Source organism: Arthrobacter sp. Y3221160, assembly GCF_059092585.1.
In genome coordinates this window covers 1-18,176 of sequence record NZ_JBNHHU010000003.1, presented here as the reverse complement: position 1 = coordinate 18,176, position 18,176 = coordinate 1, and the positions used below count along the sequence as shown (strand labels likewise).

Here is an 18,176-nt window from a genome sequence, read left to right as displayed (position 1 = left end):
CGCGGTACCCCCGCGAGCCGCGAGACCGGACAGCCCAGCGTCCACCTGCGCTACCTGTCTGCATACATTCATCCCATTTATTCCACGCCCATTAGCCACAGAAAGGTCCGACCGTGTCCGACACCACCACGGAAATCCACACCGCCACCGGCCACGATGCCGCAGCATCCACCGGCTCCGCCGCCCCGCCGTCAACCCTGGAGGAGCGGATCCGCGCCGCCGGAAGCCCCGTGCGGTTGTTGCGCGGCCCCGGCCAGCTTGGCCCCTACGAGTTCCCCGGCATCCCGGCCGAGTACACCAACTGGCGGGCCGAGCAACGTGCCTGGAAGGACTCGGTCGCGCTGCTGGAGCAGTCATACCACATGAGCGAACTGCACCTGCGGGGCCGGGACGTGCTGCGACTGCTCGGCGAGATCGCCGTGAATAAGCTGAACCCGTTCCCGATCATGCGTGCCAAACAACTCGTCCTGGCCAGCCCGGATGGATACCTCATCGGCGATGCCATCCTTTTCCACGAAGAACCCGAATTCCTCCGGCTCGTCGGCGCCCCCTTCGCCCTCGACTGGGTCCAGTACCGGGCCGCGCGCTCTGAGTACGACGTCACGGCGCAGATGAACCACAACTGGTCGGTCGTCGAGGCGCCGCGGGACGTGTTTCGGTTCCAAATCCAGGGTCCCCATGCCCTGGCAGTAATGGACGAGGTGACAGAGGGTGGCGCCCCCGGGGTCGGCTTCTTCTATATGGCACAGGCGGGGGTCGCCGGCAAGGACATCCGAGTGCTGCGCCACGGGATGGCCGGCACCCCGGGGTTCGAGGTCTACGGCCCCTGGGACGACCGCCCCGCGGTGGAGGAAGCCATCCTGCGGGCCGGGGAGGCGTACGGGATCCGCAAAGCAGGCGAGCACGCCTACTCCACCACCGCGCAAGAGTCCGGCTGGCTGCCCCTTCCCCTGCCGGGGATTTATCACCAGGAGGAGCTGCGCGACTACCGAGAGCACCTTCCGGCTTTCTCCCTCGAGTCACTCGGATCCCTCGGTGGCAGCCTGGTCTCGGAGCGCATCGAAGACTACTATGTGGATCCGCTAGAGGCGGGCTACGGCCGACTGATCGACTGGGACCGAGACTTCGTCGGCCGGGACGCATTAACCCAGCGGGCAAAGGACCGACGACGCCGGAAGGTCACGCTGGTATGGAACGACGAAGATGTCGCCGCGGTCCTGGCCGAGTCGCTGTTCGGCGGAGCAAGCCGGCCCCAATTCATCCGGATGCCCTCGCCCATGTACTCCACGTGGGCCGCCAACGAGGTGCTTCGCCCCGAGGCGCGCGCCGGATCCCGTGTAGGGTTTTCTCAGTACATGTCCTACTCGGCCAACGCCGGCCATGTCCTATCCCACGGCATCATTGACGTGGGCTTGGCCGAGCCGGGGACCGAACTGGTGATGCGCTGGGGTGAGCCGGAGAGCCGCCGTGATAACGTCGGCCCCCACGAATTGCGCGACATCCGCGTCACGGTGGCCCCGACGCCGTACTTCGAGAAAGTCATCAAGGGCCGCTGAGCGGGCAACTCGCCGGGGAGACCGGTCCGGGAAGTCCCTTGCTGGCCGCCCGGTGAGCGGCCCACAACCTCGAGCCCGGTGCCCGGCTTACCATCATTGGGTAGGTGGACGAACGCGACGAGGGTGCGACAGTGGATTGCCACCTTCAGGAAGTGAGGCCCAATGGCGAGGTTGACGCGGGAACAGAGCCAGGCGCAGACCCGGGAGAGGATTCTGGACGTGGCCGCCGACATCGTGGCGCAGTACGGCTACGAGGGCGCTTCCGTCGAGCGGATCGCCGAGGCCGCCGGGTACTCCAAGGGCGCCTTCTACTCGAATTTTTCCTCCAAGGATGAGTTGCTAAGGGAATTGCTGCGGAGCTATGCCGGCGGGGTGGTCGAGGACTTCGCGCGCGCCCTCGAGGGCACCGAGGGCCCCGATGAGGTCATCGACGCGGTCGCCCGGTGGAGCGATGAGCGTGCAGCCGAGCGCAAGTGGGGGATCATCGCCATCGACTTCCTACGGCGCGCCCACCGGGATGACACCCTCACGGAGGCGCACCAGGAGACCTTCATCACGCAGTGGCGCCAGATCGGCGCGATGCTCGGCGCCCGGATCTTCGAGGGCCGGGAACACCCCGTGGCGGACGAAGAGCTCGGCGGGATCGTCATGGACATGACCTTCGGGGGAATCTCCGTGTACCTGGAGTCCGTCATCTCCACGGGCGGGATGATCCGGCACATACTGCAGTCCTTCGTGGCCACCTCCCGGGCGGTGAATCCAGCCTGACGGACACTTGACCGGCGGCCGCACGGAGGTCGCGCGTTGAGAGGACATCACCCCATGGAGCACAGGGTGGTGTCCTCTCGGCTTCCCGATGGAACAGGGCACGGTTCCATCGGCGTGGACGGGCCAGTTCCTCGGTTCTGACACCGCACCACCAAAGGGTCCAGCGGGGGTTGACATGACGCGGATCACAGCAATACTAGATAGAAGGGATACCAGTTGGTATCCGGAAACTGATTGGTACTCCAGAAGCGAGGACGAGATGTCCCACCCCGTTACCGAGGCTCCGGCTGCCCCGGCCGTCGTGTCCGAAGCCCTGACCATGAAGGCCGCCCGCATGCACGAGGTGGGAGCCCCTCTGGTCCTTGAGGAGGTGCCACGTCCGCACGCGAGCGGGACCGACGTCGTCGTCAAGGTAGCGGCGTGCGGCATGGTGCCGAACCTGGCCAACGTACTGGCCAATTGGGAGACGTGGTACCCGCACGAGCCATTGCCTCCGCGCCCGGCGATCTTCGGCTTGGACCCGGTGGGCGTGGTCGAGGAGGTGGGCGAGCAGGTGGTCAACGTCTCGGTCGGTGACCGCGTTTACGTGAACCCGTCGCGCTCCTGCGGCGCCTGCCACCACTGTTCCTCGGGTCATGCCCAGCAGTGCGCCTACTGGACGTTCGCCGGCTACTTCGGCTTCAGCATGAAAAGCCTGGACATGTACACGAAATACCCCCACGGTGGTTTCTGCGAGTACATGCTGGCCCCGCAGTCAGCGATCGTGCCGATCCCGCAGAACCTCGACTTCCACCGCGCCACGCGTCTGGGCTACCTCGGCACCGCCTACGCCGGGCTGAAGAAGTTCGGCCCCCTGACGGGCAAGACGCTGATGGTCCATGGCGGCACCGGCACCCTCGGCGTTGGCGCCACGCTGGTGGCGCTGGCCATGGGTGTTTCCAAGGTCTACGCCGTGGCCCGCGGCGTGCCCCTACTGGAGCGTCTGCGGCAACTCGACCCGGCCCGCGTGGAGGTCTTTTCCAATGTGGATGGTGGCACCGCTGACTGGGTGCATTCTCGCACTGCAGGCCGCGGGGTCGACTTCATGCTCGACACCCTAGGCGCCGTGGCCTCTTTGGAGGCCATGAAGGACGCCATGCGCGGCATTGCCCGGGGCGGGACGCTGGTCAACATCGGAGGCACCGCCGGCGAGCTCGGCGTGGACGTCAAGTGGTGCATGGACAACCAGATTCGGCTAGCGGGGTCGGCCTGGTTTACCTCGGCCGAGGGAATGGAGCTGGCGGACATGATCGGCTCCGGCGCCCTGGACGTTTCCGGGTTGGTGCCAAAGGCATGGCCGCTCGAGCAGATCAACGAGGCCATCAACGGCGTCGCTTCCTCGGATGGAGGCTTCACCAGCTACCTGGTGGAGATTGCCGACGCCTAACGGGCGCCACTTAGATGGCACGCAAGCCGCGGATTGGCCGACGTCTCAACGGACCGGGACGGGCACCTGCGTTGAGAATGGTGACCACGAAGTCGACGGTGCTGACTCTGGTGGACCGCGGTGGCCTCGGCCTTGCCGCATCCTGCGCGCACCTCGGCTTCGCTAGCGTAGGAAGCGCAGGCCCAGACAGACTGAGTCCCGTCCAGATCGCTCGGTGCCACACGGTGCCGCTGACACGGCACGGACCTGCTAGTGCGATCTGGGGATACTGGGATGACCCATATCACCCACGGGTGGGCCGACGACGGGACATCCTGACGTGACCACTACTCGTCCGGGCACCGACCTCGGTCGTCTCCGCACAGCGGACACCCCATAGCCAGTCAGATTCAACCTTCAACGAGGGGATAATGCCTTGACCGCAACCATTATCGACGGACGCACGGTAGCGCTCGGCATTCGGGCACGCACGGCGCAGCGCGCTAGTGAATTCGCCGAACGCCACGGATACCCTCCCGGACTCGCGACGATTCTCGTCGGCGACGATCCTGCCAGCGAGGTGTACGTACGCAACAAGCGGCGCACTGCTGTAGAGGCCGGAATCGCTGACGTTCACCATCATCTGGGTGCGGACACGCCCCAGGCTCAGCTCGTCGAGCTGATCGATGCTCTCAACGTCGACCCGGGCGTGTCCGGCATCCTGTTGCAACTACCGCTGCCAAGCGGCCTTGAACGGGCTGCGCTGATCGACCGAATCTCGCCGGCAAAGGATGTCGACGGCCTCACCACGCTCAATCAAGGGCGTCTTGCCCGCGGTGTCGCAGGGCTGCGCCCTTGCACCCCTGCCGGTGTGATCGCGTTACTCGATTCTGCGGGAGTGGTCATCGAGGGATCCCATGCTGTTGTCGTGGGCCGGTCTGAGTTGGTCGGGCATCCGGTGGCCGAGTTACTGCTGCGTCGCAGTGCGACGGTGACGATTGCTCATTCCCGCACGCAGGACCTCGCCGCGGTGACCTCACGCGCCGATATCCTGGTCGCCGCGGTTGGGATGCCCGAGCTGATCGGCCGAGAACATGTGAAGTCCGGTGCCGCCGTGATCGATGTGGGGATTCATCGCACGGCAACCGGCTTGGTGGGTGACGTCCGTTTCGCTGAGGTTGCCGATGTCGCGGGATGGATCACGCCCGTGCCTGGAGGGGTCGGCCCGATGACGATCGCGATGCTCATGGCCAACACCGTGACAGCCGCGGAAGCCGCCGCAGAATTCGAAGATGGCCGCAATGTGCTCCAGCATGCGTGAAGGATCCACGTTCAGCGCTGACCTCGAGCGCATCCGGCCCTGTCCCCGGGAGTTAGAGCAGGCGCATCAGCACCGCGATTAAACCCGCAGAGCGAGCCCTGCCTGCCACGCGACGAGGTGAGGCACTATCGTCACCGGCTGGTCAGCCCCGTGAGTGAGCGGAGGGAATGATCCGCCCGGGTGATCAGTGTCTCCTCAACCCGGAGCCAGGAGGTCGCTCACGTGCCCAAAGTGGTGGAAGAGCCGTGGGGGAGGGGCTCTGACTCGGCAGGCAGCTTATCGGTGGCGTATGTCCGGGGCGACGGCCTCAGTGGCTCTCAGCCACGGTGGTCTCTGACTGGTCGTACATGCTGTGCAGCAAGGACCTACCCGTCGGCCCATTGAACGTCCGGTGCACCCCTCAGATTCGCCGCGTAGTAGGTGCGGCACCGCTCCGCTGCCAACCCGATCACCCACGTGCCCGGTGGTGTTATGCGCCGGGTTTCACCGCAGGTCGGGAGGCCGCCAGGCGGTCACGCTCGAGTGTCAGCGGGCCTGCCACCACCGGGTGGCGTTCTGCATCCATGTCGCCGTGCCGAGCGGGCCTCCGAGCGCATACAGGTGGATCCGCACTTCTCCGTGTGCATCGGGGTCGAGTCGTTGTGCAAGGTCATCGATCAGCTGGTTGGGGCCGATCTGCAGCCGCGGTGGCCGAGGAAGATCCGTACCGGCCAGGTTCCACATCGGTTGTGGCGCCGATGCGTCGGGCGTAAGCCAGCAGACGAGAAGGTTCGATGGGACCGACCATCCCGACGCGGACGGGGGCAGTGATTCCTGCCGACAGGACCGCCTCGATCCAGTTTATGACCGGCTCAAAAAAGAGTGTGAGCTGGGTGTATAGCTCCATGCGCAGGCCCTGGTCCGCGAGTACCGCGGCCTTGATCAGCAGACCGCACCATACGGCCCCCCGGGCGTTGGTGGATCGCCGCCGAGGAGTAGCAGGTGGCGGCAGGAGCCGTCCTGGTGGAGGTCGGCGAGGAGGCCGGGGAGGGCGTCCGGGGACGGCACCTGGCGGGCGGCGATATGGGGCACAGGGGTCAGCCCGTGGGTGGCGACCGACGCTGCCGTGGCCCGGCGCAGTTCCGGGCCCTCTTCGTTCGCCGCCCCGATGTTCACTCGGCCTGGGGTAGCACCGAGGCCAGCCTGCGGAGTTCCTCGAGGTGACGGCCGATCATGTCGAGGGACCAGTCCTGGACCAGCTCTGCGGTGTGCACGGGCGAATTTTCCTCGTCTGGGCGGTGTGGCGCCGGCGCCGGCTCGCCCGGGTGAACGAGCCGGCATCGACGGTCCGAACAAGGGGCCGAACGGGTCAGAAGACGATGGTGTGGTTGCCGTGCCGGATCACGCGGTCTTGGGCGTGCCACAGCACCGCGCGGGAGAGCACGGCGCGTTCGACGTCGGCGCCGTGGCGCTGCAAATCGGACGCGGAGTCCGCGTGGGTTACCCGGACGACGTCCTGCTCGATGATCGGCCCCTCGTCGAGGTCCTGGGTGACGTAGTGGCTGGTGGCGCCGATGAGTTTCACCCCGCGTTCCTTGGCCTTGCGGTACGGGCCGGCGCCGATAAATGCCGGCAGGAATGAGTGGTGGATGTTGATGACCGGTACCCCGACTTTGGTGAGGAAGTCGTCGGAGAGGACCTGCATGTAGCGGGCCAGTACGACGAAGTCCACGTTGCCCTCCAGCAGAGCCAGGATTTCGGCCTCGGCCCTGGACTTGTCCGGACCTGGCTCGGAGGACACGTGAAAGAACGGCACGGAGAACGAACGCACGTCGTCGGCGGTGTTCGTGTGGTTGGAGATGACCATCGGGATGGTCACGGGCAGTTCACCGCGGCGGTGTCGCCACAGCAGGTCCAGAAGGCAGTGGTCGGAGGTGGAAGCAAGAACGGCCATCCGTTTCGGCACGGATAGGTCGCTGAGCCGCCAGTTCAGGCCCTCGGCGCCGAGCGTAGACTCCAGGTCCGCTTCGATCTCGGGCAGGGCTGCGGACAGCCCGGGGCGCTCGAACACGATGCGCTGGAAGAACTCCCCGCCGTTCGGGTCATCGGAGTACTGATCCAGGCTGACGATGTTGCCCTGATTGCGGGTGACCAGCCCTCCGACAGCGGCGACCAGGCCGGCCCGGTCGGGGCCGTGGATGGTCAGGCAGGCCTGGTCCGGGGTTCCTGGACGGGCGACGACGGTCATTTGCCCTGCTCCTTCCGCTGGTCCTGCTTCTGGTGCTTGGTATGGCCCGCGGCGAAGTCCCGGGCCCATTCGCTCGTGGCCTGCAGGCCGCCGAAGGCGTAGAGGTGGACCTTGACGTCTCCGGCGGTGGGCTCGGCGGCCAGCCGGGCCGACAGGTCGGACATGAACCGGTCTGGTCCGGCTGTGCCGAGCAGGTTGGTCAGCGAGAAGCCATACTTCTTGGCGATGCCGGCCGAGGTGGAGACGCCGAAGCGTTTGGCGTAGTTCAGCAGGCGCTTGATGCCGGCGGGCCCGGGGATGCCGAGGCGGATGGTGGAGTCGATGCCGCGGGCGCGCACCTGAAGCACCCAGTCCACGATCGTCTCGGCGTCGAAGCCGAACTGGGTGAGGATGGTCGCCTCGAGCCCCTGCTCCTTGAGGGAGGCGGACTTGCGCTGGAGGTGGTCCCACAGTTGGGTGTCGGTGATGTCCGGGTGGCCCTCGGGGTAGCCGGCGATGCTGACCTCCTGGGCGCCGTACTCGGCCAGCAGCCCGGAGGTGATGAGGTCCGTGCTGGCCTCGTAGGGACCCATCGGCTCGGCGGGGTCTCCGCCCACGGCAAAGACGCACCGTGCCGCGCCGATTCCACGTAGAGCCTCGAGGAATTCGCGGGCCTCCTGCTCGGAGCGGAGCCGGCGAGCGGAGATGTGGGGGACTGGGCGGAAGCCGTTGTCCAGCACGGCTTGGGACGCGGCTACGCGCATCGGAAGGTCCTCGTTGCCGAGGAAGGTGACGTTGACTTTGGTGCCGGCCGGGATGGCGTGCACGGAGTCGAGCAGCGCCGGGACGTCTTTGCCGGTCATCTCGAGCGAGAAGTCCTGCATGAGGGCGGCGGCGGGGCTGAGAGCGCCCGACGTCGAGGGGGCGGTCTGGTCGGTCATGGCGGGGTAGTCCTTGTCCTGCGTCTCGATGGGTGCGGGGTCATCAGGATCCGCACCGATGGATGGTGGGGGTCCCGGCCGTGGGGCGGCCGACCGGTGGTCAACCGCCCCACGTGGGTCCGGCACGTCGGGAGTGCCCATGCCGGGGTGGTGCGGCGGCGGGCCGTGCGGCCCGCCACCGGTTCGGGACATGGCCGGGTTAGGCCATGACGTGGGTGTTGGAGCGGTACTCGGTCCGCGCCTTCGTCACGAGCGGGGCCGGCTGCACGGTGGCGCGGATGCGGACCTGCTTGTGGTCCTCCACTGCCGGCTTGGAGGACGGGGTCGGCTCGCCCCAGATGACTTCGACCTCGGTGCCCGGCTCGGCGAACTGGGCGTCGACCACGGAGACCGAGAGCATGGAGCGCTCGTTGGCGGAGTAGCCGGTGTGGCAGGAACGGCCGATGAGGTTGCCCTCGCCGGACTCGATGCGGTCGTAGTGGTAGGTCGCGTAGTGGGCGATGGGCTGGTTGATGTACTTGGCGCCCACGCCGGGGTGGAACATGGATCCGAAGGCCTTCTCCACGTCGTCGCCGTTCCACACGAGGGTGACCTTCTGGTTGGCCTGGGCGCGTCCGGATGCGACCTGGGCCTCGAGGGCGGCACGGCCGATGAAGTCGTGATCGAACTTGACGATCTTGCCGTAGCCCACGTCGTAGGGGGAGAAGTAGTAGTCCTCCAGGTCCTTCGAGTACAGGGAACCACCCAGCGAGACGCCGGAGTCGATGTCGTCGGAAGGCAGCCAGGCCCGGAAGTCCGCGGTGGATGCGCCGGAGTAGAAGGCCGGCAGCGGGCGGGGCAGCCAACCGGACTCCAGCGAGTTCGTCAGGTAGGCGCGGCCGCCGACCCGGACCATGCCGTGCTTCTCGCCCGCTTCCATGATGGCCCCGATGACGGCGTCGCGGTCCTCCCAAGGGCCGACAAACTCGAAGCCGGGCTCTCCGGCCATGCCGTGGCGCAGAGCACGGACCATCTTGCCGGCGATGGTGAAGCGAGTGCCGTGGAAGAACTTGACGGTGGGCACCTCGTGGCCGATGGCGTCGCGGATGACATCCATGGCGCCCGGGCCCTGGACCTCGTACCGGTAGACCCGCGGGTTGCCGACGCGACCATAGGAGGGGTTGTCCCGCCAAATCTCCACGTCGTAGCCGCCGGTGGCGGCGTGGTACTGCAGCCAGTTAATCGTCGGGGGCACGCCCACGGCCTGGAACTCGTCCTCCTCGTTGCGGAAGAGGATGTTATCGCCGATGAGCTGGCCCTCCTCGTTGACCGCCACATACTGCTTGGCCTGGTTGACCTGCCAGTTCTCCACGGAGTTCACCGCGGTGTCCCGGATGAGCTTCAGGGCGTCGGGTCCCTTGATGTTGAGGTCGGCCATGTGGTGCGACTGGTCGAAGAGCACGGAGGTGCGGCGCCAGGCCTGCTGCTCGTCACGCCAGTTGGTGAACTCGGGGGTGACTGGGGTGGAGACGATGGGCGGGGACTGGGACTCCCAGAGCATGGTGTGGGCGTCACCGGCGCGCTGGATGGAATCTGAGAGGTGTACGGTCTTCTCGGTCATGGGGATTCTCCTGTTGGTGTTGGTGTTGAGGTGCAATGTCGGGGTTGGTCTGGTGGGGCTGCGAACAGGGGTCAGGCGGTGAAGGCGGGATCGACGACGCCGGCCGCAGCCTCGCGCTGTTCCTCGCCGATCAGCCCGGCCTGGATCATGATGTCGACGGTGGCGGCCAGGGCGGTGGGGGAGACTGTGGCGCCGGCCGGCCACATACCCAGCCCCCGGGTGTATTCGAGCCCCCGGGCGGCCATCTCGGGGGCATCGGGGGTGGTGATGCGCCGATAGGCCGGAAGCGTCGTGGCGTCGTTCGCAGGGTCGTTCACTAGGGCGTGGGCCTCGGCGAGCGAGGCGGTGAAACGGCGCGCGACGTCTCCGTGGTCGGCGAGCCAGCCGGCGTCGGCCACCACGGCGGCGAAGACGATCTCGGGGATCACGTCCGGGATCTCGCCGATGAGGTTGTACCCGGCGTCCTCGGCCAGAACGTTCCACGGCGCTGGCTGCGGGGCGGCGTCGATCTCATCGGCCTGGAGGGCGTCCCAGCGGGCGGTGTGCACCCCGGCCAGGACGAACTCATAGTCACCGGGGTAATGCAGCCCCGCGGAGGCCAGTAGCGGCCGGATGTACAGGGAGGTGCCCTCCGTCAACGAGGAGGTTCCCAACCGCTTGCCGCGCAGGGACGTCAGGTCCTCGATCCCGGGGCGAGCCACGAGGGACATCGGCAACCGCTCGGCGTTGGAGGCGATGATCCGTAAGGGGCCGCCGGCCAAGAAGTCGGCCACCGCTCCCTCGGGCGGGGTGATGGCCAGCTCGGCGATGCCCTCTTTTACCGCGCGGGTGGCCTTGTCCACGGAGCCCAGGCGCTGGTACTCGATGTCCAGCCCGTGGCGGGCGAAGATGCCCGTCTCCTCGGCAACGAAGACGGGCAGCCAGTTGAAGCCCTGGGCGCCACCGGCGAGGCGGAGGGTGGTTGGTTCGTTGGTCATGTCGGTCGTCCTTCCGAGGTGGGATGGAATGGTCTGGTGGGCTGGGACGGGGCCGGAGCGGGTTCAGCAGCCCCGGGCCGTCAGCAGGGAATCGAGCCGGGGGAACACGCGGCGGGCATTGCCCTCGAAGACCTTATTGCGGTCGGCGTCGGTGATCCTCGCGGCGTCCACATAGCGCTTGGTGTCGTCGAAAGGGTGTCCGGTCTCGGGGTCCTTGGCCTTGACGGCGCCGAGCAGCTCCGAACCGAACAGGACGTTGTCTGCCCCGATGACCTCCAGGAGCAGGTCGATGCCCGCCTGGTGGTAGACGCAGGTGTCAAAAGAAAGGTTGCCCAGCAGGTGCTCGGGCAATGGTGGTCGGTCCTGGGAGATCGCCAGTCCGCGAAAGCGGCCCCAGTGGTACGGGGCGGCCCCGCCGCCGTGTGGGATGACCAGCTGCAAATCCGGGTGGCGTTCGAAGAGGTCGCCGGAGAGCAACTGCATGAACGCAATGGTGTCCCCAGCTAGGTAGTGCGAGCCGGTGGTGTGGGAGCCGTGCTGGGTGGTAGCGGAGACGTGCACCATGGCCGGGACGCGGAGGCGTTCCAGGGTCTCCCAGAGGGGATCCCACCAAGGTTCGGTGAGCGCCGGACCGGACCAGTTTCCGCCGGAGGGATCCGGGTTGAGGTTGAATCCCACGAAGCCCGCAGCCACGCAGCGCTCCATCTCCGCAATGATGGGGTCCGGGTCCCCGTCCACCACCTGGGGCAGCTGGCCCACCGGGGCGAAGCGGTCCGGGAAGAGCTCGGCGATCCGCCCCACGGTGTCGTTGGACAGCCGCGCCCAGCGATCGGCAACTTCCTGATCCGGGACGTGATGGCCCATGCCGGAGGCCCTGGGAGAGATCAGGGTGACGTCGGTACCGCGCTCTCGCTGCAGGCGCAGCTGGTTCGCCTCGATGATCTCCGCGAGCTCGGCGTCGTCGATGCCCGGGTAGTCCCCCGGGTCGGCGCTGCGGCCCTGTGCGAACGCCACCAACGCGGAGCGGTAATCGCGGAAGGACGCCGGTTCCGTTGTGAAGTGGCCGTGGCAGTCGATGATCATGCTTCGACTGTTCCACACGTCACAAAGAAGGGTAAAGCGGATAATTTCTGACCAATGCATCGATTTAGTCGAAATATCTTATTCGGATGAGTCGGGATGAAGTGCCGATTCAATCTGCTTTTCCCGGACAAAGCCGCGGAGCAGAATGTCAGGAGGTGTGAAGCTCGTCACGGCGAGGTCCATGCGCATCCCATGTACACGAGAGAAGGACCGCCCTCATGGCACAGAATCCGGCCGGCATTCCCGGCTCTACGGGCACCGCGGTGGACGCGAGCGTTGCTCTCCCCGGTCACCTGCCTAGCCTGCCGCCGGGACTGGCTGGCGAGCTGGCCGCCGTCGTGGGTTCTGACTGGGTGCATCTGGAGCGGGCCAACATCGATGAGTTCAAAGATCCCTTCTGGATCCCCGGAGATGAGACGTACGCCGCCTCCGCCGTGGTCCAACCGGCCACCGTGGAACAGGTGCAGTCGATCATGCGGATCGCCAACCGCTATCGGGTGCCGGTCTCCCCGCACTCCCAGGGCCGAAACCTCGGCCACGGCGGGGCCTCACCCCGGCAGCGCGGGGCCATCCAGCTCGGGTTTCAGCGTATGACCGGGATCCTGGAAATCAACGAGGACATGGCTTATGCGGTGGTGGAGCCGGGGGTGACCTGGAAGGAGTTGCACGACGCCGTCCGCGCGCGGGGCCTGGATTTGATGACCCCGGCCCCGGACCTTGGCTGGGGGTCGATTATCGGCAACTCCATGGACAGCGGCCACACCTACCAGCATTACGGCGCCGACTACCAGATGCCGACCGGCTTCGAGGTGGTGCTACCGAATGGTGAGCTGCTGCGCACTGGCCAGGGGGCCATCCCGGGCAGTCGGGCCTGGCACCTCTATAAGCGCAGCCTTGGCCCATCCCTCGACGAGCTATTCGTTCAGTCCAACCTCGGGATAGTGGTGCGGATGGGGGTATGGCTCAAGCGCCGCCCCGCCGCCTACGCACCGCTGGTCATGGTGGTGGACGAGGACAACGACCTGGAAGCCGCCATCGACGCCATCCGCGAGCTGCGCCTGGCCGGCCACCTCGAGGGCATCCCGGCCGTCTACTCCACACTGCGTGCCGCACACATGGTGCTCGACGAGCCGGTGGCGGCCCGACCGGACCCGTTCACCCCGGAGGAATTGCGAGTCATCGGGCAACAGAAGAAGGTAGGAGCCTGGGCCGTGCGGGCTGCAGTCTGGGGCGAACCCGAGATCGTCGAGGCCCGACTGCGGCACATCAGCCGCATCTGGGAGGCCATCCCCTCGGGCTGGATGCACCCCGTGAAGGTGTACGGGCGCGGGGACGAGGACCGGTTCACCCGCTCCGCCGAGCAGATCACCCTTGGCATCCCGACCATGAAGGCAATCGAGTCCACCCCGGACCACGTGGCGCACCTGGACGTCTCCCCGGTGGTTCCGCTGCAGGGTACGGCGGTCCGCCAGGTGGTCGAGGAGATCCGCCGGCAGTACGCCGCCAGCGGGCTGAACTTCGGGGTCGGCATCATGGTCACGGGGGAGCGCTCCGCCGTGACCATCGCCGGTATCCGCTATGACCGCACAGATCCGGATTCGTGTCGGGCCGCCTTCTCGCTGGGCAGCGGCCTGGTCGTGGCCCTCGGAGAGCTCGGCTACGGTGACTCGCGGCCGCATCTGGAGTTCATGGATCTGGCCGCCGACGTGCACTCCTACAACAACCACGCCTACCGCCGCTTCGTTGAGCAGATCAAGGGCGCGGTGGACCCGAACGGGATCCTTGCCCCGGGCCGACACGGCATCTGGGGCAGCGCCGCTCGGGCGGCGCAGGACCCGGCGAAGGCCGGGCCTCGGACCCCAACCACCCGGGAGGTGCGGGCATGATCGGCTTCGGTGACACCGCGGACGTGACCCCGTTACGCCCGGGAGAGCCGGACGCCGAAGGCTTCACCGCGGACGTGCTCGTCGTGGGCACCGGACCGATGGGTGCCGCCACCGCGTTGGCGCTGGCCACTTACGGGGTCCGCGTCAAGGCCGTCAGCCGCTCGAATTGGCTGGCCAACTCGCCCCGGGCTCACGTGACCAATCTCCGGACCATGGAGGTGCTGCGGGACCTCGGTCTCGAGGAGGAGGCTCGGCAGCAGGCCACCGACTGGGAGCTCATGGGGGACACTTCTTTCACCATGAGCATGGCCGGTCCGGAAATTGCCCGGATCGACAGCTACGGCCTGGGCGATGACCGCTACGGAGAGTTCCGGGCAGCCAGCCCCTGCCGACTGGCTGACCTGCCACAGCCCAGGATGGAACAGCTGCTCGTCAACGCCGCGGCGTCCCGGGGTGCCGGGTTCACATTCAATACTCTTTACCGCTCCAGCGTGCAGGACGCCGACGGGGTCACCGTGACGCTCGAGGACCGTGCCACCGGGCGTGCCTACGAGGAGCGGGTGCGCTACCTTGTCGGGGCGGACGGCGCCCGGTCCCAGGTAGCCCGGGACATCGACCTGCCTATCGAGGGGGTCATGGGTCGGGGCGGGACGGTCTACGCCCAGTTCTCCGGTGACCTGTCCCGGTATATGCAGCACCGCCATAGCGTGCTGACGTGGATCGTCCACCAGGACGCCGCCGTGGGTGACATCGGCCTGGGGTTGATGCGTGCCGTGCGGCCGTGGGACCGGTGGATCGCCGGCTGGGGCTTCTCGATCGACGACGGCGAGCCGGACCTCAGCATGGAGAACGCACGGCGGCGCATCAAGGAGTACGTGGGCGACCCTGACTTCGAGCCAGAGGTCACCGCAGTCAACCCCTGGTACGTCAACGAGGCCTGGGCCACGAAGTACTCAAAGGGGCGGGTCTTCGTCGGCGGAGATGCCGTGCATCGGCATCCGCCGTCGAACGGCCTCGGCTCCAACACGTGCATCCAAGATGCCTACAACCTGGCGTGGAAAATCGCCTACGTGCTGCGCGGTGATGCCGGAGAAGAGCTGCTGGGCAGCTACGACGCCGAACGTGTACCGGTCGGACGGGAGATCGTGGCCCGGGCCAACCAGTCCCGGCGCGAGTACGCCCCGCTGAAGGCCGCTCTCGGACCGGAGCGGCACGGCGGACCGCGGAACTGGGACAAGCTCACCGCCGCCACGGACGAGGGTGCACGCGCCCGACGGGACTTGGCGGCCGTGCTGAAACTCAAGGACAACGAGTACAACGCCCTGGGCATCGAACTCAACCACCGCTACGTCTCCTCCGCGGTGATCCTCGACGGCGAGTCAGAGGAGGAGTGGACCGTCGACCCCGTAGTCCACGCCCAACACACCACCCGCCCCGGGGCCAAGCTGCCGCACGCCTGGGTCGTGGATGCGCGGGGAAGGAAGGTCTCGACCTTGGACCTCGTCGGACGCGGCCGGTTCACGCTGATCACAGGACTCACCGGCACTGCCTGGGCCGAGGCAGCACGAGGGCTCAGGCTGGACTGGCTCCACGTCGTGGTCATCGACGGGGCCGAGGCGCGAGACCTCACCTTCGGCTGGGCCCGAGTGCGGGAGATCGAGGAAGACGGGGCGCTGCTGGTCCGACCGGACGGTTACGTCGCCTGGCGTTCGCACTCGGGCCCCGTGCCCGACGTCGACTCGTCGGCGTCCGCGTCAGCGTCTCCGGAAACGGCCACCACCGCCGCTCATCAGCTGCGCAGAGTCCTCGACCGGGTACTGGCCACGGGCGCGGACGCACGGCCGGCGATGGTGGCCGGCGGGAAGGTGCATACACCGGACGGACGAGGCGTGGCCCCCTGACCCCCCCGCCCCCGGCCGCTGGCGGGGATTGTCTCCCCGGGCATAATGAGGTATTCCAATGGTGAGGCAGGAAAGAGTCCGATGGAACCGAATTACGCCAGTGATGTGCTCGCCCCGCCGTCGTTCACCTTCCGGCAGCTGTCCTACTTGATGGCGGCTGCCGAGGAAGGCACTATTGTCGCGGCGGCCCGGCGCATGCACGTCTCGCCGTCGGCCATGTCGGACGCGATCACCGAGCTCGAGCGGCTCGTCGGCACCCGGCTGTGCGTGCGCCGGAAGGCCCAAGGGCTGACCCTGACGAGCGCCGGGATTCGAGTGGTCGAGGAGGCGCGGGGACTGCTGCGTGGGGCGCAGGAGCTCGACATCGCACTGCGGGGTGGCCCGGACGAACTCGTCGGCCCCGTGGCCATCGGATGTTTCCCCACCCTGGCGCCCACGATCCTGCCGCCGCTGCTCAGCGCCTTCCGGGCGGAGCATCCCCGGCTAGACATCGAAATCATGGAGGCCGACCAGAATCAGCTGGTCGAACACCTCCACTCCGGGCGCCTCGACGTGGCCTTCGCCTACGACGTACAACTGCCTGGCTCCGTGCGGCGGGAATCCCTGTACGAGCTACCCCCGCACATCGTTGTGGCCGCCAACCACCCGTTGGCGGGGTCAGGACCTGTGCACCTAGGCGATCTGGCGCAGGAGGACTTCATCATGCTGGACTCCTCCCCCTCCAGCGACCACACCGTGTCCACCTTCGCCGCACACGGGGTCCTCCCACGCATCCGCCATCGCACGGGGAACCCCGAGGTGGTGCGGACTCTGGTGGGGCGAGGACTCGGCTACGGCATGTTCATCCAACGCCACGCGGATGGGGTGGGCGCGAAAGGGTTCCCCCTGGCCGTGGTGGAGATCGCCCCGCCCGTAACGGCGCTGGCGGTGCAGGTCGTCTGGTCCTCGGCGATTTCGCCAACCCCACGGGCCCGGGCAGTCATCGATTTCGCCCAACGGGTCGAGTGGCCTGGCCGGAGGGTTTCCCGCTAATTCGATTCTTCCGACGGGCCTTCACGAATAAATCAGGTTGAGCCGGAGCGACAATCGCAGAATACTCGATGATGTGATCTACTCCACATCGAACTCATTGGCGGGACGCTGACATGGCCCGCGTCGTCACGGACACTCCCCGACTCCCTGTCCGAATGCTGGACGCCTTTGCGGAACTCGGCGTGGCCACGGTCCACGAGGCCCAAGGCCGCAGCGGGCTGCTGAACCCTCGGCTCGTCCCCCGACAGGAGGGCGCCGCCATCGCCGGCTCCGCGCTGACCTGTGAGGTGGCGCCCGGGGACAACTGGATGATCCACGTCGCTCTGGAACAAGCCCGCCCGGGCGATCTCCTCGTCGTTTCCCCGACCTCCACTTGTCTGGACGGCTACTTCGGGGACTTGCTCGCCACCTCGGCACAGGCGCGGGGCGTGCGGGGGATCGTCATCGATGCCGGGGTCCGGGACATCCGCACTTTGCGGGAAATGGGCTTCCCCGTCTGGAGCACCGCGGTCAGCGCCCAAGGCACGGTCAAGGAGACCCTCGCCGACGTCCAGGTGCCCCTGGTGTGCGCAGGCCAGTTGATCCACCCCGGTGACGTGGTCGTGGCCGATGACGACGGCGTCTGTGTGGTTCCTCGGGTCGCGGCCACGCGCGTCCTGGAGATAGCCCGACGCCGGTCGGCCGACGAGGAACTTAAACGCGAGCTCTATGCCACCGGGCGTTTGAGCCTGGAGATCAATCCCGCCCTCGCGGCGGGGCTCAGAGAGAAAGGACTGCAGTATGAGTGAAGAACTGTTCCCGGCGCCGAGCCGGCCCCGACGCGTGGTGACCGCCGTGAAGGACGGGTGCTCCAGAGTCGTCTCCGACGGCCCCATCCCCAACGTTCTACACCACCAGGCCACCCCGGGGATGATGAGCTCCATCGTCTACCGGACTGCCTCGCAGCCGCGGCTGACCGACGGCACCGAGGAAACCGCCCCGGAGCAGGGCCCCCTGGTCCCGGCCCCGGGCGAAACGACGCTGCTGTTCGTGAAATTTCCGCCCGACAGCGTGTACCAGCTGCCGGGCTTCGACCCCTTGGCCTCAGCAGAAGAGAGCGCCGGTTTCGCCCCCGACTTCGCGGCCACCTTCGAACCGGACAGCCCTGGATTCCACGACACAGGCACGATCGACTACGACATCGTCGTGGACGGGGAGATCTGGCTCGAGCTGGACGAGGAGACCGTCCACCTCGTGGAAGGTGACGTCGCCGTTCAGCACGGCACCCGCCACGCTTGGCGAAACAAGGGCGACCGGACCGCCACCATGGCTTTCGTCCTCATCGGTCCGGCCGTCACTGAGTCGGCCAGTTCGCCCACCCCCACCCATCACACCGTCCAGGGAGAATACGCATGACCACCACTCAGCAGTCCGAAACCTCCGCCGATCGCTTAGCCCCGCCCACCGCGACCATGCGCGCGGCCCGCCAGCACGAGCGCGGCGCGACCATGACCATCGACG

At 67.2% G+C, this 18,176-nt stretch carries 15 protein-coding genes; 9 read left to right on the top strand and 6 right to left on the bottom strand.

From position 1 onward, the window contains the following. Positions 1–113: 113 nt before the first annotated feature. From AC5RWG_RS16640 to folD, 4 genes are all read left to right on the top strand, one after another. On the top strand, positions 114–1,556 hold the full coding sequence (locus AC5RWG_RS16640; protein WP_494167432.1) for an aminomethyl transferase family protein: 1,443 nt from the start codon (positions 114–116) through the stop codon (positions 1,554–1,556). Positions 1,557–1,718: 162 nt separating this feature from the next. After that, positions 1,719–2,324, top strand: a complete 606-nt coding sequence (locus tag AC5RWG_RS16635; protein ID WP_494167431.1) for a TetR/AcrR family transcriptional regulator — start codon at positions 1,719–1,721, stop codon at positions 2,322–2,324. Positions 2,325–2,583: 259 nt separating this feature from the next. Continuing rightward, positions 2,584–3,750, top strand: coding sequence for an alcohol dehydrogenase catalytic domain-containing protein (locus tag AC5RWG_RS16630; RefSeq protein WP_494167430.1), 1,167 nt, complete (start codon positions 2,584–2,586; stop codon positions 3,748–3,750). A gap of 415 nt (positions 3,751–4,165) precedes the next feature. Further along, entirely contained in the window at positions 4,166–5,050 is an 885-nt protein-coding gene (gene folD, locus AC5RWG_RS16625) for a bifunctional methylenetetrahydrofolate dehydrogenase/methenyltetrahydrofolate cyclohydrolase FolD (RefSeq protein WP_494167429.1), read from the top strand. 921 nt (positions 5,051–5,971) lie between these two features. Here the strand turns inward: folD and AC5RWG_RS16620 are convergent. From AC5RWG_RS16620 to AC5RWG_RS16595, 6 genes are all read right to left on the bottom strand, one after another. After that, positions 5,972–6,205 (bottom strand): hypothetical protein, encoded by a 234-nt coding sequence (locus tag AC5RWG_RS16620; RefSeq protein ID WP_494167428.1) that lies wholly within the window; start codon positions 6,203–6,205, stop codon positions 5,972–5,974. 193 nt (positions 6,206–6,398) lie between these two features. After that, entirely contained in the window at positions 6,399–7,277 is an 879-nt protein-coding gene (gene purU, locus AC5RWG_RS16615) for a formyltetrahydrofolate deformylase (protein WP_494167427.1), read from the bottom strand. Continuing rightward, entirely contained in the window at positions 7,274–8,197 is a 924-nt protein-coding gene (locus AC5RWG_RS16610) for a methylenetetrahydrofolate reductase (protein ID WP_494167426.1), read from the bottom strand. Before AC5RWG_RS16610 ends, purU begins: the two co-directional genes overlap by 4 nt. 199 nt (positions 8,198–8,396) lie before the next feature. Next, positions 8,397–9,797 (bottom strand): aminomethyl transferase family protein, encoded by a 1,401-nt coding sequence (locus AC5RWG_RS16605; protein WP_494167425.1) that lies wholly within the window; start codon positions 9,795–9,797, stop codon positions 8,397–8,399. Positions 9,798–9,868: 71 nt separating this feature from the next. Beyond that, positions 9,869–10,774 carry an ABC transporter substrate-binding protein gene (locus tag AC5RWG_RS16600; protein WP_494167424.1) on the bottom strand — a complete coding sequence of 302 codons (906 nt, stop codon included), beginning with the start codon at positions 10,772–10,774 and terminating at the stop codon, positions 9,869–9,871. A 63-nt stretch (positions 10,775–10,837) separates the two neighbouring features. Beyond that, a complete protein-coding gene (locus AC5RWG_RS16595; protein ID WP_494167423.1) occupies positions 10,838–11,857 on the bottom strand; it encodes an amidohydrolase family protein in 1,020 nt (339 codons plus the stop codon). A 218-nt stretch (positions 11,858–12,075) separates the two neighbouring features. Between AC5RWG_RS16595 and AC5RWG_RS16590 the strand changes: the two genes are divergently transcribed. From AC5RWG_RS16590 to AC5RWG_RS16570, 5 genes are all read left to right on the top strand, one after another. After that, positions 12,076–13,743, top strand: coding sequence for an FAD-binding oxidoreductase (locus AC5RWG_RS16590; protein ID WP_494167422.1), 1,668 nt, complete (start codon positions 12,076–12,078; stop codon positions 13,741–13,743). Next, entirely contained in the window at positions 13,740–15,644 is a 1,905-nt protein-coding gene (locus AC5RWG_RS16585; RefSeq protein ID WP_494167421.1) for an FAD-dependent monooxygenase, read from the top strand. The genes AC5RWG_RS16590 and AC5RWG_RS16585 overlap by 4 nt, the downstream gene beginning before the upstream one ends. An 81-nt stretch (positions 15,645–15,725) precedes the next feature. After that, a complete protein-coding gene (locus AC5RWG_RS16580; protein WP_494167420.1) occupies positions 15,726–16,676 on the top strand; it encodes a LysR family transcriptional regulator in 951 nt (316 codons plus the stop codon). A gap of 155 nt (positions 16,677–16,831) precedes the next feature. Then, positions 16,832–17,464: a 4-carboxy-4-hydroxy-2-oxoadipate aldolase/oxaloacetate decarboxylase gene (locus AC5RWG_RS16575; protein ID WP_494167419.1), complete on the top strand. Its 633-nt coding sequence runs from the start codon at positions 16,832–16,834 to the stop codon at positions 17,462–17,464. Beyond that, positions 17,457–18,071, top strand: a complete 615-nt coding sequence (locus AC5RWG_RS16570) for a cupin domain-containing protein (protein ID WP_494167418.1) — start codon at positions 17,457–17,459, stop codon at positions 18,069–18,071. Before AC5RWG_RS16575 ends, AC5RWG_RS16570 begins: the two co-directional genes overlap by 8 nt. Positions 18,072–18,176 lie beyond the last annotated feature (105 nt).

Bases quoted from the DNA above. Each gene is read 5' to 3' on its own strand.
- purU (WP_494167427.1), bottom strand. From the start codon at position 7,277: ATGACCGTCGTCGCCCGTCCAGGAACCCCGGACCAGGCCTGCCTGACC.
- AC5RWG_RS16570 (WP_494167418.1), top strand. From the start codon at position 17,457: ATGAGTGAAGAACTGTTCCCGGCGCCGAGCCGGCCCCGACGCGTGGTG.
- AC5RWG_RS16600 (WP_494167424.1), bottom strand. From the start codon at position 10,774: ATGACCAACGAACCAACCACCCTCCGCCTCGCCGGTGGCGCCCAGGGC.
- AC5RWG_RS16590 (WP_494167422.1), top strand. From the start codon at position 12,076: ATGGCACAGAATCCGGCCGGCATTCCCGGCTCTACGGGCACCGCGGTG.
- AC5RWG_RS16580 (WP_494167420.1), top strand. From the start codon at position 15,726: ATGGAACCGAATTACGCCAGTGATGTGCTCGCCCCGCCGTCGTTCACC.
- AC5RWG_RS16585 (WP_494167421.1), top strand. From the start codon at position 13,740: ATGATCGGCTTCGGTGACACCGCGGACGTGACCCCGTTACGCCCGGGA.
- AC5RWG_RS16575 (WP_494167419.1), top strand. From the start codon at position 16,832: ATGCTGGACGCCTTTGCGGAACTCGGCGTGGCCACGGTCCACGAGGCC.
- AC5RWG_RS16635 (WP_494167431.1), top strand. From the start codon at position 1,719: ATGGCGAGGTTGACGCGGGAACAGAGCCAGGCGCAGACCCGGGAGAGG.
- AC5RWG_RS16605 (WP_494167425.1), bottom strand. From the start codon at position 9,797: ATGACCGAGAAGACCGTACACCTCTCAGATTCCATCCAGCGCGCCGGT.
- AC5RWG_RS16610 (WP_494167426.1), bottom strand. From the start codon at position 8,197: ATGACCGACCAGACCGCCCCCTCGACGTCGGGCGCTCTCAGCCCCGCC.
- AC5RWG_RS16630 (WP_494167430.1), top strand. From the start codon at position 2,584: ATGTCCCACCCCGTTACCGAGGCTCCGGCTGCCCCGGCCGTCGTGTCC.
- AC5RWG_RS16595 (WP_494167423.1), bottom strand. From the start codon at position 11,857: ATGATCATCGACTGCCACGGCCACTTCACAACGGAACCGGCGTCCTTC.